The following is a 15,382-nucleotide window of genomic DNA, read 5'->3' on the forward strand; positions in this document are numbered from 1 at the left end:
AAAGCGCTTTCACAATATAAAATATATCACGATGATAAAAAATATTAAAACTCCCCCAGCAAATAAAGGCTGAAGGAGTTTTAATTTTCAATCATTATTGTTATTTGTCGGCGGCATCCCCCGATTTGGGTGGGGGTGTTGATGTTTTAACACGTGCCGGCGGATGAGTACAATAACCTGTTTATTTTGCGGTAACGCTGAGTGTTGAGCTAACTTTCCCGTTACCGTAACCTGAGTATAATTTTTAACAACACCCTGGAAAATATATTTACCAGCTTCGACACTGCTAACCGGAACGAGGCCATCTTGAATGTAATTTTCCGAACCCGCAATCGAATAGACGACCATGTTCTTGGGGAGCTCGTCCCGGTTTTTTTCAAATTCGCGGAGCATTTCCGTTTTCCGGTTCGTCGGTTCCGCAAAGTTAAACGGACTGGCAATGGTCAACAGACGAGTAATTTTAATCTGGCGTTCTTTAAAGTAGTGCTCAAGATAATAGGTGTAAATAAGGCCCCCGTTCGAATGACCAATCCCCTTAAAATTATTAAAAGCGTAATGGCCCTTCAACTGGTTAAAAGCCTTACTAAACATTTTCGCCTGGAGTTTGATATTACCATAGCCATCGTGATTGTTCTCAAAGCCGACAACGATAAATGGCTCCCGGTCACGTGGCCGAATTTTACCAGTGTAAGTGATCCGCCCACTATTATAAACCTTTACCTTCAAGAGACTATGGTTCTGGTGGTCGAGGGCATTGAGCTTCCGCACTAAGGTATCAAAGCGGTTAACAGTCGCACTGCTTCCGGGAATCATAATAACCGGTGACATGGTTGACCGTTGCCGCGTTTCCATTAAATCCACATTGTGTTTTGTCCACCGGCCCGCCAGTATTGCAAAAAGGCCGATTGCGAGGGTAAAACAAATTATTACCCACCAGCGCCGGCGGCTAGTCCTTCTCATCTTTTCCACCTGCTTTTCGTTGAATTGCCAACCGTTTTTCAACTTGGTCGGCTAGTTTGACAAAGGGAATGTAGGCCAGCACATCGACCACCAGTAAAGCTAGTGACCAAAATAGGGCCCACCAACTCCCTCCTGTTTCAATCAGGGCCGCAAGTATCCCTGGGGTTCCGTACGGTGCTGGATAAACCAACGGGGGAATTATATGAAACATGATCAGCCCACTTGCCAGGACCATATTGAGAAGGGGCAAGAAAACAAAGGGAAGAACATAAATAGGGTTAAGCATTACCACACACCCCATCGTTAAAGGTAAGTTAGTATTAAAAAAGACGGGAACAGCACTAGCCCTGGTAACCGCCCGCTGGTTTTCGTGATGACTAACCCACAGAATTGCAATCAATAACGCGAGGGCTAACCCGACCCCGCCAAACTGGCCAAAGCCATTGTATAAGGCCGCGGGAGTAAAGGGGTGGGGAACATTCAGACTTGTCTTATGGGTCAAAGCATAGTTAAGGTTGGTAAAGAGTTCGCTTTTAAACATCTCATTAGAAATGTTGATGGACTCAGCAAAGCCCAACCAGGTCAAAGCCGTTGCTAAAATCGCTATCAGCATGGTCACAGCGTAATTACTATGGCTGTCCATGGCGGCGGTTATTGTTTCGTTAATCACGGTATCAAGTCCCCATACCCTTGCTAGGGCAAAGCCAAGGTGAAATAAAAAGGCAATAAACAGGGCTAACAGGATAGGAACCAGGTTGGTAAAGGTACTTTTTAGGATATCGTTACTTTTAACATCAAAATTATTAATCAAAGTCTGGTGGCCAAATTTTACAAATATCAGCCCCACCAGGTAACCAATGATAACCCCCACCACGAACCAGTTAGCTGTGTAGTACCGCATATCGATAGTATTACCGTTAGGTCGAATACTATGGTAAAAAATCAGAACGTAGCAGGCCATTGCAATGATTCCCGTCGCCGGAATTTCCCGGTGGTGTTGGTGGACAGTTAATTGGGCACTAACAAATGTTGCATAAGGCGCTAAAAAGCCAACGGTAACAACACTGACGTCGCCAAACAGGTTTTGTAAAAAATGATATTGAAAAAGCCAGTATTTGACGTAAAGGACACTCCCCAAAAAGCCACTTGGGGAAAAGAAGACATAGCTTAAAATTCCCGCAAAGCTACCAATTAAAGCCACCGGGAAAAGAGTCACCATCGTCCGTTGCATTATTTGAATAAAGGATAATTGTCTAAAACGGACTAACCTGTCTACTACCTTCTTATTATTAGCCATCACTGCCACCTCTTTGGCTTTTATTATAGCGATTTCCTTTCTTTAAAAGTAATATTTTCATTTAAAATTAAGATGGATATGTCAAAACGTCTTAATTTTGGACTAATAATAGTTTTTAAAGGGGCCTTCCCCCACCACCCAAAAATTTCAGGTACAAGCCACAACAAAAAATGCCGCCTGCTTATTAGACAACAATCTAACAAACAGGCGACACCTTTAGTTTACTTATCGTAGAAGTGTTGCCACTCCTTATTGACGTTTTGACGCATTGTCTTATTACCAGACCAGGAAGGCACTTTGACAACTCCACCGATCTTACTCTTCGGAACAAAGCCCCAGTAACGACCATCATTGGAAACACTCCGGTGGTCTCCCAAGACGAAGTATTCACCCTTTGGTACCTTCGTTGCTCCGTTATGCTTTAACCAGCTGTTCTGGACGGAAATGCTCTTCAAAGTCCAATTCCCCGTTCCCGCGGTTCGTTGGTCTTTACTAATGTAGTTTTGGTCAATTTTCTTGTTGTTAACATAAATGTTACCGTTCTTTGACCGCACCTTGTCACCGGGTAACCCAATCACCCGCTTCACATAATCCGTCTTCTGGGCAACCTGGGGATCCACCCCGTTGGCATCGAAAATAACGACACTGCCATGACGAATTTTTGCGGTCTTCAGGCAGAAGACCCGCTCATTGTTAACCAAGTTCGGCTCCATTGATGGTCCATCAACCCGGACAATTTGAAAAACAAACTGCTTAATCAGCAGTGCGATTAATAATCCAATAACGATGGGAACAATCCAGCTCATCGTTTCACGAAATGCTTTCATAACCTGTGCCTCTCCTGTAAATTATTTTTCAATTTGCCGAACATAATCGGCGGCAATTTTACTGTCAGTCGCGTACGGGGTGTTAACACCCTTGATCTTTTGGTAAGGGTCCTCACCTTTCCCGGCAAGAACAACAATATCATCATTTCCGCTGTTGTCAATCGCCTTTTTAATGGCAGTTGCCCGGTCCATTTCGTATTGGACCTTGCCGACCTGTGAATGCTCAATATGGGAATTTATTTCCCGGGCAATATTCATCGGGTCTTCAAAACCAGGGTCATCAGTCGTAAGGATAATCCGGTCGGGGTGCTCTTCCGAGAGGGCCTTCCCGAATCCTTTACGACGGGAAATCCCCTTGTCACCAGTGGCCCCCAAGACAACTGTCACCTTACCGGCATCCGTTTGCCGCTTTAAGAAGGCCAGAAGCCGCTTCAGGCTGGCATAGTTATGGGCATAATCGATGTAAATCGTCCCATGGCGTTGGGTTTTCTGCATCTCCATCCGGCCCTTAATGTGAACGTGATCAAGGGTGGCTAGGGCATCATCTGCTTTAGCCCCCACTAAGACCGTCGAAATAATTGCCGCAACAGCGTTTCCTTCGTTGTAATCACCGGGAACACTCGTCGTGTAACGCTCGTTAAGAGCAAACCGCTGCCCCTTCTTTGAGCAGGCCCGCAGTTCAAACTCACTCTCGTGGAGGTCCTCTAGGTCGTTGCGGTACTCAAAGTCAATCACTGCTCCCTCTGGCAGATCGACGTCCGCCCCATGCCGAGCAAAGAGGTAGATATTCTCTGGCTGGGTTGTAGTCTTGGCCGCATAGTAAACATCAGCTAGGTGATCGGTTTCGGCATTGATTAGACAAACATTCGAATTAACCAGCAGCTGTTCCTTACAGTGGAGGTAGTCCGCAAAGGTTGGGTGCTCATTGCGGCCAATGTGATCCGGCGTGATATTCAAGAAGATACCAACATCAAAGTGGAGGCCATAAGTTCGGTTCTTCTTGTAAGCCTGTGATGATACTTCCATCACCAGGTGGGTCATCCCGTTATTAACTGCCGCCCGCATATCATGAAAGAGGTCTAAAGATTCAGGAGTGGTTAGGTCTGACTTGAATCGGTCGCCCGGCTGATTGCCTAATACCCGGTCAAGCGTTGAGAAGAGCGCCACGTGGTCCTTTGTCGCGTGGGCCAGGATATGGTCAGCAAAATAGGCCGTTGTGGTCTTCCCCTTCGTCCCAGTAATTGCGATGATCTGCAGGTCATTTTGCGGGTAGCCATAAAAGGCCGCTCCCAGCAAAGCCATTGCCTTCTGCTCATCATTAACAATGATTGCCGGTAATTGACCGCCTTCAGGGTATTCTTGTTCAGCAACGTAGGCAATAGCACCCTTTTCTTTAGCCATCGTCAAATACTTTGGTAAGAAGTTGCCCTTACAAAAGAATAAGGTTCCCGGCGTCACCTTCCGCGAATCATAGGATACATTCGTGGCGGTAAAATCAGTTAAGTTACTAATATGTTCCAATAAATGGTGCTCGCGCAGTAGCGTTAGTGCAGGCGTAACATGCAATTCCATATATTATTGCCCCCTCTTGATTTTCTCTCTTAAAACTATATTATTTCATTTTTTCTGTTAAATGTGAATGGCACCTAAACAAAAAAGGCCGGGATTAAACCCAGCCATGTTATTTAAGCTTCAGCAGCCGTTGCCTTGGCCTTGTCAATTCCTGATTCATCAGGTTTGAAGTTATCAATGAAGTACAGCTTGTACCAAATTAAGAAGGTGTAAACTGTCCAGATTTTCCGTCGGCCGTCAATCTTGCCCGCAAAGTTGTCATCTGCCAGCTTCAACAGTTTGTCCTGGTCGAAAAACTCTTTAACAAAATCCTGCTCAAACATCTTCCGCACAATTTCATAGTACTTCTTTTCGTGTAACCATTCCCGAACTGGGGTTGGGAAGCCAAGCTTTGGTCGAGTTGCCCATTCCTCAGGTAGGTGACGGTTGGCGGCCATCCGGAATGCCCACTTAGTCCCCTTGTAGTTAAAGAGGTAGTTGGTTGGCGTCGTTTGCGCAACCTTCATTACTTCCTTATCAAGGAGTGGCACCCGGATCTCCACGGAGTTAGCCATGCTCATCTTATCGGCCTTTAAGCAAATATCACCAGGCATGAAGCGGTGCAAGTCAACGTACTGCTTCTTTGCTACTTCGTTCATGTCCTTCTTTTCGTCACACTTGTCGTAGAGTGGCTTGAGCAGGTCGACAATAGATGGGCCATCTTGGTATTCTGGCTTCAGGTATTCGTTCGCTTCTTCCGGACTGAAGATGTAAGCTTGGCCAATGAATGTCTCCCGGGCCGGGGCCAGGTTCCGGTAGAGGTGTTCGGACCCGTGGAAGTGCTTGCCTTCCAGCCATTCACCGAGCTTGTAACGCTTTCCCTTCGGTAGCTTCTTCAGCTGGTCAGTGATCCAGCGAATGAACTTAACCTTAGTGTTAAAGCCGTATGCCGTGTATCCCGCAAACAATTCGTCGGCCCCTTCACCGGACAGGAGGGCCTTGTAGCCGTTGTCCTTAGCCAACTTGTTTAAGAAGTAAAGCGGCACGACCGATGGGTTAGAGTCGGGCTCGTCCAAATAGTACTGGATCAGTGGGAAGGTCTTAAAGGCCTCCTCATCAGTCAGGAGCTTGTCGGTGTTCTTGAGGTCCAGCTTGGCAGCCAATTCACGGGCCTGCTTAGTCTCATCGTAGCCACTGTCAAACCCAATTGAGAAGGTGTTATTTGGCCGCATCAGGGCGGTTACCAGACTTGAATCAACCCCAGCAGACAAGAAGGAACCAACCTTGATCCCCTTGTCAGCAAAGGTGTGGGCCTTAACGGAGTTCTTGACCACGTCATCAATATTGTCAACGGCCTCGTCAAAACTCTCCTTCTTCGGGTCAAAGTCTTCATCCCAGTACTGTTCCATATCGAACTTACCGTCTTTATAAGTGAAGTAATGGGCTTCTGGCAGACGGAAAACACCCTTGAAGAAGGTTTCCTGGGTAACGTTGTATTGGAAGGTCATGTAGGACTTCAGTGCCCGCTTATTCAACTCCATCTTGAAGTTCGGGTGGTCAAGAAAGGCCTTGATCTCAGAACCGACAAAGAAGGTCCCATTCATTTGAGCATAGTAGAGCGGCTTGATGCCGAAGTGATCCCGGGCACCAAACATCTCCTTCTTCTTCGTGTCCCAGATGATGAAGGCGAACATTCCCCGCAGCTTTTGCAAGATGTCTCTCCCCCACTCTTCGTAACCATGAAGGATTACTTCCGTATCGGCGTGGGTGGTAAAGGTGTGGCCCTTTTTAATCAGTTGGGCCCGTAACTCTTCGAAGTTGTAAATTTCACCATTAAATTCGATGATTTTAGTATTGTCTTCGTTAAAGATGGGTTGGTTACCAGACTTCACGTCAATGAAGCTGAGCCGCCGGAAGCCGAGGGCCACGTCGTCATCCACGTACTGCCCCTCGGCATCGGGGCCCCGGTGGATAATTCGATCCTTCATCTTTTTGATTAAAGTATCTTTTAGTTGTGGTTTTTCGTTATCAACAAACGCAACAATTCCACACATTGTAAAGTCCCTCTTCTTTCTTCAGAATTAAAATATTTCGTCATGGATTAGCTCGAAACTAAATTATAACATACTCAACCCAACATCAAGGGATTTCATCCTTAGTTTCACCAGATATTAAGATCCACGTAAGCCCAAAAGAAGCTGGGAGGAAATTTTGTTTTCTCACCAGTCTCATTCAGCTTTCCGAATATTACATAGTAATCGCGAAAAAAGCGTGCTCCTAGTGGCTAGCGCCGCGAAGCAAGTCTATTGATTACGGACAATCATTGACCCGTTCCGTCCTATACTAGCCATACGGAGCACTCTGTTGCTTTTTTCAGCTTCTATTTCCCGGGAAATTATTTTTCGTGGTCCTTCTTGGAGAACTTCCCCTGACGAATGTAGACACTCAAAATTGCTAGGTCAGCAGGGTTAACCCCGGAGATCCGGGAAGCCTGGGCCAAAGTTTCCGGCCGAATCTTCTCCAGCTTTTGACGACCTTCCGTTGCCAGACCATCGATGTCTTCATAATCGATATCGTCTGGAATCCGCTTGGCTTCCATCCGCTTCATCCGTTCAACCTTTTGCTCTTCCTTCTTGATGTAGCCGGCGTACTTGAGTTGGATTTCTACCTGTTCAATTACGTGCCGGTCCAGCTTTTCAGCCGGGGCCGGGATAAATTGCAGGAGGGTCTGGTAGTTGACGTAGGGGCGCTTGATGAAGTCGGCCGCGGTGACCGCATCCTTCAAGCGGTTGTCACCGTGGGCTTCGATAAAGTCGTTAACCTGGTCATCACTCGGCTTGAACTTGATGGCCTTCAGCCGGCTAATTTCGTCGGCCACCTGCTTCTTCTTAGCTTCCATCTTTGCCAGGCGGGCATCACTAACCAGGCCAATCGCGTGGCCCTTTTCCATCAACCGGAAGTCGGCATTGTCATGGCGGAGGATTAGCCGGTATTCCGCCCGACTCGTCAGTAGACGGTACGGTTCCTTAGTGCCCTTGGTAACTAAGTCATCAATCATGACCCCGATGTAGGCATCGGCCCTGCTGAGGACAAACGGCTTCTTGCCCTGGGCCCGGAGTCCCGCGTTGATCCCGGCGATGATTCCCTGTCCAGCCGCCTCCTCGTAACCGGAAGAACCGTTGGTCTGACCAGCAGTGTAGAGGTTCTTGATAAGCTTCGTTTCCAAAGTCGGGTGCAACTGGTAAGGGGCTACGACATCATACTCGATGGCGTATCCCGGCCGCATCAGTGAGGCCTTCTCCAGTCCCTTGATGGAGTGCACAATCTTTTGCTGGACCTCTTCGGGCATCGAAGTAGAAACCCCGTCGAGGTAGTACTCGTCCGTATCCCGGCCTTCTGGTTCCAAGAAGACCTGGTGACGGGACTTATCGGCAAAGCGCACAATCTTGTCTTCAATCGATGGGCAGTAGCGGGGCCCTACTCCCTTAATAACACCGGAGAACATTGGCGCCCGGTTCAGGTTGGCCCGGATGATCCCGTGGGTCGTCGGGTTGGTGTAGGTCAACCAGCAGGCTAGCTGGTCGGAAACGGCGATATACTTGCTATCTGGGGTATCGAAACTGAAGTGGTGCGGTTCGACATCCCCCGGCTGCTCTTCCGTCTCGTCAAAGTTAATGGTGTTCCCGTTGACCCGCGGCGGTGTCCCAGTCTTGAACCGTTCCAGGTCAAAACCAAGCTGCTCTAGGTTTTCGGAAAGCTTAACTGCAGACTTCGAATTGTTAGGACCCGACTGGTACTGCAATTCACCGATGATGATCTTTCCCCGGGCGGCCGTTCCCACCGTCAGAACAACGGTCTTCGAATGGTAGCGGGCACCGGTATTGGTGACTACCCCCTTGCAGACACCGTCTTCAACAATTAGTTGGTCTACGGTTGCCTGACGAAGAGTCAGGTTTGGTTCCCGTTCCATGGTTAACTTCATCTGCCGGTGGTAGGCGTGCTTGTCTGCCTGGGCCCGTAATGCCCGGACAGCTGGGCCTTTACCGGTATTTAGCATCCGCATCTGGATGTAAGTCTTATCGATATTATGGCCCATTTCACCACCGAGGGCGTCGATTTCCCGGACCACGATTCCCTTGGCGGGTCCCCCGACGGACGGGTTACATGGCATGAAAGCGACCATTTCCAGACTAATGGTAATCAGGAGGGTTTTGTTCCCCATCCGGGCCGCCGCCAGGGCCGCCTCACTTCCGGCATGGCCGGCACCGACAACAATGACATCGTAAGTACCGCCTTCATACTGGACGGCATCTGAGGTTTTCAATGATTCACTTGACTTCACAATCTTCCCTACTTTCCTAGACAGAATTGGCTAAATAATTGATCAAGGAGCTCATCCTGGTAAGAGTCACCGGTGATTTCTCCCAAGAGGTCCCAGCACCTGGTCATATCAATCTGGACCAGGTCAACTGGCATCCCGTCGTTGATTCCCTTCAACACATCGTTTAAAGCGTCGTTGGCCTGGTGGAGGAGGCCAATGTGGCGGGCATTGGTGACCATTACCGTGTTTTGGCCACTCTCAATCCCCTCGTTGAAAAACATGTGGCTGATCTTTTGCCCGAGCTTGTCCATCCCCTCATGCTTAACAATCGAAGTTTCCACCAGGGCCGCGCCATCGATTAATCGCTTCAGTTCCGCTAAGTCGACCTTCTGCGGCAGGTCCGTCTTATTAAGAATCACGATCCGCTTCTTGTCCTTGGTAGCGGTCAACAGTTCCCGGTCCTCTGCGGTCAACGGGGATGAGCTGTCGATGAGGAGCAGGACCAAGTCGGCCGCATCGAGGGCCTTCTTGCTCCGTTCGACCCCAATCTTTTCGACCGTGTCCTCCGTGTGGCGAATTCCTGCGGTGTCAATCAGCTTGAGGGGGACCCCGTTGACGTTGACGTATTCCTCAATGACGTCCCGGGTCGTTCCCGCCACGTTAGTCACAATGGCCTTATCCTCGTGCAGTAGGGAATTCAGCAGGCTGGACTTGCCAACGTTGGGACGGCCAATAATGGCCGTTGCCAGCCCTTCTCTTAAGACCTTACCCTGCTTGGCCGTCTTCAAAAGGGCCTGAATCCGTTGTTGGATGTCGATGGCCTTTTCCTTCAACATCTTTGTGGTCATTTCCTCTACCGCGTCGTATTCTGGATAGTCAATGTTGACCTCGACCTGGGCGAGGACATCCAGAATATCCTTACGAAGGTGGCGAATCAGCCGGGAGAGATCCCCATCAAGTTGGTTTAAGGCCACCTTCATCGACTTGTCAGTCTTGGCCCGGATCAGGTCCATGACCGCTTCTGACTGGGAAAGGTCAATCCGCCCGTTTAGAAAGGCCCGCTTGGTAAACTCACCGGGTTCGGCCATCCGGGCACCGTAACTCAAGACCAGCTGCAAGATCCGGTTAGTTGCTAAAAGGCCACCATGGCAGTTGATTTCAACAACGTCCTCACAGGTATAGGTCTTCGGAGCCCGCATTACCGACACCATGACCTCGTCTACTTCTTCCTTGGTATCGGGGTCAATGATGTGCCCGTAGTTAATCGTATGGGTCGGGACCTTGGCCAGGTTCTTTCCCTTATAAATCTTCTGGGCCACTGGGATCGCGTCATCCCCACTGATCCGGATAATTGAGATACCACCCTCACCAACTGGGGTTGAAATCGCCGCGATCGTATCATTTTCACTATTCGCCACTAGTCGATGCTCCCTTCACTAAAAAAAGTGCTAGTCCACGTCAGCTACAGCAAACATGGTCAAAGCACTTTCACTACTTTAACAACTCAATTTTTATAATCGCCCATATTCTAAATTCTTCGTGACCGATTGTCAATCGAAAACTAGTCCTTAGGCGCAATTACAACGCTCCGGTAGGGGTCCCGACCGTGTGAATACGTCCGTACGTGGTCGTTGTCCTCTAATTCCCGGTGCAATTGCTTGCGCTCCCGCGCCGGCATCGGGTCCAGGTAAACCGCCTGGCCACTAGCAACCACCTCGGTAACCGCCCGTTCCGCAATTTCGTGGAGGGCTGCTTGCCGCCGTTGACGATAGTTAGACGTGTCTAAAATGACTGCTGTCTTGGGGGCCCCGTGGTAGTTCATAAAAGCAGCACTGATTTGTTCCATCGCGTTGATCCGCCGGCCGTGGTGGCCAATCACCTTACCAGATTGTCCCGTCTTGATGTCAATTGTGATTGCATGGGCGGCCACCTTGCTGATTTCGGGTTTAGTCTCAATGCCCAGTGTTGCAAAAACTTTCTTGAGGTAAACGGTCAGCTGCTGTCCGGTATTTCTGGTGTGGCGAACGTTGGCTTCGTGCCGGGCTGCAATCACGGCCGGGTCCTGGTCGCTTCCCCGTTTGCCATCGTTAGTTGGGACGTCGACTTCCTTGGCGACTGGTGCCTGCATTCCCGCATTTTTTTGCGGCTTCTTGACTGCTGGTGTCTTAACTGTGGTTGTCACCTTTTTGACAACGGGTGGCTTCACCGTTGCCTCAATCTTTGCTGGGCGCCGGCCAATTCCCAAAAATCCCTTCCGCGGCTGGTCGATGATTTCGACCTTTAATTCCTTTTCTAGCTTGTGTAGGGACCGACTGGCAACTTGAATCGCTTCTTTAACTGTCTTGCCCGTATAAACGACCATAAATATTTCCTCCCCGAATTAGTATCCTTTATTAAGGATACCACCTTTTCAAAATTTCATTTCCCGGGAAATACATCCTTTGCAGGGTCCGTATTTTCATTATATAATAAACATTAAATTTTGATTAGAAACAAAGGAGGGCGCCTATGCGACCACGAATTGCCATTCCTGCTGATACCTTAACTGAAGCAACCAACATTATCAACGAGCGAAACGCCGCCTTTGCGCCCCGCCCGTTGATTGAAGCCATCGTTAAGTCTGGTGGGGTTTCCGTCATCTTTCCGATTGTTGAACCTGAATTAGCCGTAGATTACCTAGGCCTGTTTGATGGCATTATCTTTGCCGGCGGTGCCGATGTCGACCCGACCTTTTACAATGAAGAACCTCACCAGCAACTGGGCACGACCTACCGGAAACGGGACTTGTTTGAGATTGCCCTCTTAAAGCAAGCCCTGGCCGCAGACAAGGCGGTCATGGGCATTTGCCGGGGGATGCAATTGATCAACATTGCTTTTGGGGGGTCGGTCTACCAGGACCTTTCTGAAGACCCCAAAAAGACGCTCAAGCATGCCCACCCAGGACGCTCCGGGCAACCTGCCTTCCCACCACGTTACCGTTGATGAAGACAGCCGCCTGTTCAACCTGGTCGGCCGCCGCCCCTACGTCAACTCCCGTCACCACCAGGCCCTTCATGAGATTGCCCCAACCCTCCACGTCACCGCGGTTGCCGACGATCAGGTGCCCGAGGCGGTCGAATCAACGGCCAATGACCAGGTCTTAGCTGTTCAGTGGCACCCAGAAAATATGTTTAAGCACTACCAGTATTCTCAGAACCTATTTTCCGACCTCATCCAACGGGCTGCTGCCGCTAGACAATAATTAATAGTATCAGTAAAGAGGCCTTTAGTACCCGAAAATCCGCGTGCTAAAGGCCTCTTTGTGGACCGTGCTAGAGCATGTTTAAAATGGGAAAAAGCATCAGAGCGCTCCTTGTAACCTTGATGTTACGGGGCATTCTGATGCTTTCTCTTACCAAGCCAATTCTTTACGTAACTCATCTGCAGTATAAATCCGGCCGTCCTCAAAGCCACGGAAGGGGTGGAGGGTCTCCAAGGCGGCCCGCTGGTAACGCTGAGCCCGACGCAGGGCATATTCCTCCAGTGACCCGTCCTTAACATAGTTCAACAGGCGGGCACTCGGTGTTGTCATCGGGTTCACCACCCGGTCCTCAAGGTCCTCTAGGATTTCCGAATACTCCGGCCCCAGTTGGATCTGGTTAGCATAGTGTTCCAGGTGACGAATGACTGCTAATGCGGTCGCCTGGTACCTACTCGGGGCGGTCGGTTCCTCCGCCGCCGTAATCTGGTTCATCTGAGTGGCCTTATCAAGCAGGGGGGCAACTTCTGATTCCTTCATCGCCGGGTGCATGATAAAGTAACTTGCCAGTAGACGGATAAAACGAACGGTCCCGGTGCGGATCCCTACCGAACTACTCGGGTCAAGGTCCAGCATCCGCAATTCAAGGTACTCAATCCCCTTTTAAGGTACTCAATCCCCTTTTTCGGTAATTCCTTTAGGTTACGGTTCCCCTTAAAGCGCACGGGGCCGTGGAACTCGTAGTCTGATGTCAGGATTCCCTGCTTAACCCCCTCTTCAATCCGGTTAATATAGGCCGTCAGGTTGGTGTAGTCCCCCTTGAACTTGGTTCCAAAACCATACTTGCTCTGTCGAATGCTACGGAGGGGGTAAGCCAGGAAGTCATCCTTATCAAAGTAGCCCGCCTCGGCCACCGGGCTGGCCCCAAATAAGTAGGTCAACAGCCAGCGGTAGCGAACAAAGCCCTGGGCGACCACGGTATAGAGGTGATTGCGGACGGCCCGTTCGTCAGTAAACTGGTCCGGAAACTTCTGTAAAACTAAATCAATAACGTGCTGGTCCTGGCTAAGATGGGGCCGAAGAAGGAGGCCTACCTGAAGGAGTGGGCCAAGCGGCATGGCTACTCACAAGGAACACCGTGTGGGGCCTATTGACAAGCGTTTATCAGTAATTGTTTATTAAAAAAAAATCACGACCCCGTTTTTTGAACTAGGTCGTGATTTTAATATTAAAAATTTAAGTTGGGGGCTTTACCTATTTACGCTTACTTTGGTAGGCCCGCCGCTTAGCCTTGGCTAACTTCCGCTTCCGCGCTTTTTCAGCCCGTTCTTTTTCTTCCCGTTCTTTACGAATCTTGAATGGGTTTTGAATTAATAGGGTCTGGACAACTTGGAAGGCGTTAGAAACCACCCAGTAAAGGGTAATGGCGGACGAGAAACCAAGAGCCATAAAGAATACCATAATTGGCATGAACCAGGTCATCATCGTTGTCATGCTATTCTTCTCTGGCATGGAGGCCATTCCCAGCCAGGAACTAATGAAGGTGAAGACCGCCGCTAAAATTGGCATTACATAGTAAGGGTCAGTGTGCCCTAACTGCAGCCAAAGGAAGGTCCCATGCTTCAATTCAGGGGTCCGCCAGATTGCCTGGTACAGGGCCCACATGATTGGCAGCTGGATGATGAGCGGTAACATTGAGGCCATCGGGTGGACACCCGCTTCCTTGTACAGCTTTTGGGTCTCTTCTTGCATCTTCATCATGGAGTCCCGGTCACGTGATGAATACTTCTTTTGAATGGCCTTTAACTTTGGTGTTAATTCCTGGGTCTTCATCATGGACTTAGTCTGGTAGAACATCAGTGGTAAGAGGAGGGCCCGAATAATGATTGTAAAGATGATGATCCCCATCCCGTAGCCACCGGTGTGGTTGGAAAGCCAGATGATAAACTGCGAGAAGTTATAAACGATGTAGTGGTCCCAAAATCCGGTGCTGTGACTCGTTACCGGCTTGTTAGAACATGCAGCCAGCAGCATTGTTAAGCTAGCAACAGCCGCTAAGCTCAGGGCTTTTTTCTTCTTTTTCACGCTATTGTTCCTCACTTTTCATTAATTAACTTGGCCAGCTTCAAAGCGTGAACCAGGTTTTTCTTTATTTCTGCCATTTCCAAACCGTCAGCAGCCGGGCGGGCAATCACTAAAAAGTCAACATCTGACCGCAATTGGGGTTTTACCTCTAAGAGGGTCTGGCGAATGCGCCGCTTAACCCAGTTACGGTGAACCGCGTTACCGATTTTTTTCCCAACTGAAATTCCGACCCGGAAATGCTTCTGGCCTGGCTTAGCCATCTGATAAATGATGAATTTATGGTTCGCAACGGAATTGTGAGTCTCAAAAACCCGTTGAAACTCACTTTCCTTTTTTACTCGGTATGACTTTCTCATGATGTCTAATCTCCAGCCTTACTTGTTTCGGTACTAAAAAAGGGCCCGGCAAACAACAACGCCAACGATCGTTGTTCGCTGAATTGCTTGCCCGCCCCTATACAATAAAAAAAGCCACTATAAAAGTGGCCGTGGTTATGCAGATAATACTTTTCTGCCCTTTTGACGCCGACGTGCTAATACCTTACGGCCATTGCTGGTGCTCATGCGCTTACGGAAGCCATGGACACGTGCACGGTGACGCTTCTTTGGTTGAAACGTGCGCTTCATGCGATTGCACCTCCTATTTTATAAATGGGATTGTTTCTAATCTTTCTTCAAACATACTTTGGCAGTATAACATATTTTTCAGGATTAATAAACGGCCAAAATTTATTTAATTTTTTTAGTTATCCACAGAGAGTTAAAAAATATCCACAGCACTGTGTAAAAGCTCCCCCTGTGGATAATTTTTACACAGGAAATTGCACTGGTCATCCCCAAATTCACACCCTGTTATCAAGTTATCCACAGGCCTGTTAATTTCTGTTGAAAGGTCGATAAATCACCGCTATAACAGCAATGAGTTATCCACAGCCAGCTGTTAATAGCCATCATTTATCTGCTTCTTTCCACCTTTTCCACATCCTATAACAATGAATTACACACAGAGTTGTGTAAATTTTTTATTCCATCGACTACCCTGTGGAAAACTTTTTTAGAGAATGATAAAATACCCGTTGGACTTAAATATTAGGAGGAATTATT

At 48.7% G+C, this 15,382-nt stretch carries 11 protein-coding genes and 2 pseudogenes; 1 reads left to right on the forward strand and 12 read right to left on the reverse strand.

The window, feature by feature from the left end; genetic code table 11:
• Positions 1–87: 87 nt before the first annotated feature.
• The 8 genes from KZE55_RS09820 to jag form a co-directional block, all read right to left on the reverse strand.
• Complete coding sequence (locus tag KZE55_RS09820; RefSeq protein WP_222258321.1) at positions 88–960, reverse strand: alpha/beta hydrolase; 873 nt, start codon at positions 958–960, stop codon at positions 88–90.
• Entirely contained in the window at positions 947–2,257 is a 1,311-nt protein-coding gene (locus KZE55_RS09825) for a PTS transporter subunit EIIC (protein ID WP_222258322.1), read from the reverse strand. Before KZE55_RS09825 ends, KZE55_RS09820 begins: the two co-directional genes overlap by 14 nt.
• Before the next feature lie 221 nt (positions 2,258–2,478).
• Positions 2,479–3,084 (reverse strand): signal peptidase I, encoded by a 606-nt coding sequence (lepB, locus tag KZE55_RS09830; protein WP_222258323.1) that lies wholly within the window; start codon positions 3,082–3,084, stop codon positions 2,479–2,481.
• Positions 3,085–3,105: 21 nt separating this feature from the next.
• The gene (locus tag KZE55_RS09835; protein WP_222258324.1) at positions 3,106–4,656 is read right to left on the reverse strand and encodes a UDP-N-acetylmuramoyl-L-alanyl-D-glutamate--2,6-diaminopimelate ligase; all 1,551 of its coding nucleotides are present in this window, start codon (positions 4,654–4,656) and stop codon (positions 3,106–3,108) included.
• Between the two features lie 113 nt (positions 4,657–4,769).
• Entirely contained in the window at positions 4,770–6,689 is a 1,920-nt protein-coding gene (gene asnB / locus KZE55_RS09840) for an asparagine synthase (glutamine-hydrolyzing) (protein ID WP_222258325.1), read from the reverse strand.
• A 341-nt stretch (positions 6,690–7,030) separates the two neighbouring features.
• Complete coding sequence (gene mnmG, locus KZE55_RS09845) at positions 7,031–8,977, reverse strand: tRNA uridine-5-carboxymethylaminomethyl(34) synthesis enzyme MnmG (RefSeq protein WP_222258326.1); 1,947 nt, start codon at positions 8,975–8,977, stop codon at positions 7,031–7,033.
• Between the two features lie 8 nt (positions 8,978–8,985).
• Complete coding sequence (mnmE, locus tag KZE55_RS09850) at positions 8,986–10,374, reverse strand: tRNA uridine-5-carboxymethylaminomethyl(34) synthesis GTPase MnmE (RefSeq protein WP_222258327.1); 1,389 nt, start codon at positions 10,372–10,374, stop codon at positions 8,986–8,988.
• Between the two features lie 143 nt (positions 10,375–10,517).
• On the reverse strand, positions 10,518–11,318 hold the full coding sequence (jag, locus tag KZE55_RS09855; RefSeq protein WP_222258328.1) for an RNA-binding cell elongation regulator Jag/EloR: 801 nt from the start codon (positions 11,316–11,318) through the stop codon (positions 10,518–10,520).
• A gap of 146 nt (positions 11,319–11,464) precedes the next feature.
• Here jag and KZE55_RS09860 point away from each other — a divergent pair.
• Positions 11,465–12,197 (forward strand): annotated as a pseudogene (locus KZE55_RS09860) (gamma-glutamyl-gamma-aminobutyrate hydrolase family protein).
• A 150-nt stretch (positions 12,198–12,347) separates the two neighbouring features.
• On the opposite strand, the pseudogene KZE55_RS09865 reads toward KZE55_RS09860, so the two are convergent.
• The 4 genes and pseudogenes from KZE55_RS09865 to rpmH form a co-directional block, all read right to left on the reverse strand.
• Positions 12,348–13,267, reverse strand: a pseudogene (locus KZE55_RS09865) (glutamate--cysteine ligase); the annotation flags it as partial.
• 181 nt (positions 13,268–13,448) lie between these two features.
• Entirely contained in the window at positions 13,449–14,228 is a 780-nt protein-coding gene (gene yidC / locus KZE55_RS09870; protein ID WP_222260014.1) for a membrane protein insertase YidC, read from the reverse strand.
• Positions 14,229–14,290: 62 nt separating this feature from the next.
• Complete coding sequence (rnpA, locus tag KZE55_RS09875) at positions 14,291–14,635, reverse strand: ribonuclease P protein component (RefSeq protein ID WP_222258329.1); 345 nt, start codon at positions 14,633–14,635, stop codon at positions 14,291–14,293.
• 135 nt (positions 14,636–14,770) lie between these two features.
• Positions 14,771–14,905 (reverse strand): 50S ribosomal protein L34, encoded by a 135-nt coding sequence (gene rpmH, locus KZE55_RS09880; protein WP_003665227.1) that lies wholly within the window; start codon positions 14,903–14,905, stop codon positions 14,771–14,773.
• Positions 14,906–15,382: the final 477 nt, after the last annotated feature.

Source organism: Limosilactobacillus panis (assembly GCF_019797825.1).
GTDB classification, from domain to species: Bacteria; Bacillota; Bacilli; order Lactobacillales; family Lactobacillaceae; genus Limosilactobacillus; species Limosilactobacillus panis_A.

Excerpts from the sequence above, each read along its gene's own strand:
- KZE55_RS09825 (WP_222258322.1), bottom strand. The coding sequence starts at position 2,257 with ATGGCTAATAATAAGAAGGTAGTAGACAGGTTAGTCCGTTTTAGACAA.
- KZE55_RS09835 (WP_222258324.1), bottom strand. The coding sequence starts at position 4,656 with ATGGAATTGCATGTTACGCCTGCACTAACGCTACTGCGCGAGCACCAT.
- asnB (WP_222258325.1), bottom strand. The coding sequence starts at position 6,689 with ATGTGTGGAATTGTTGCGTTTGTTGATAACGAAAAACCACAACTAAAA.
- jag (WP_222258328.1), bottom strand. The coding sequence starts at position 11,318 with ATGGTCGTTTATACGGGCAAGACAGTTAAAGAAGCGATTCAAGTTGCC.
- lepB (WP_222258323.1), bottom strand. The coding sequence starts at position 3,084 with ATGAAAGCATTTCGTGAAACGATGAGCTGGATTGTTCCCATCGTTATT.
- rnpA (WP_222258329.1), bottom strand. The coding sequence starts at position 14,635 with ATGAGAAAGTCATACCGAGTAAAAAAGGAAAGTGAGTTTCAACGGGTT.
- KZE55_RS09820 (WP_222258321.1), bottom strand. The coding sequence starts at position 960 with ATGAGAAGGACTAGCCGCCGGCGCTGGTGGGTAATAATTTGTTTTACC.
- yidC (WP_222260014.1), bottom strand. The coding sequence starts at position 14,228 with ATGCTGCTGGCTGCATGTTCTAACAAGCCGGTAACGAGTCACAGCACC.
- rpmH (WP_003665227.1), bottom strand. The coding sequence starts at position 14,905 with ATGAAGCGCACGTTTCAACCAAAGAAGCGTCACCGTGCACGTGTCCAT.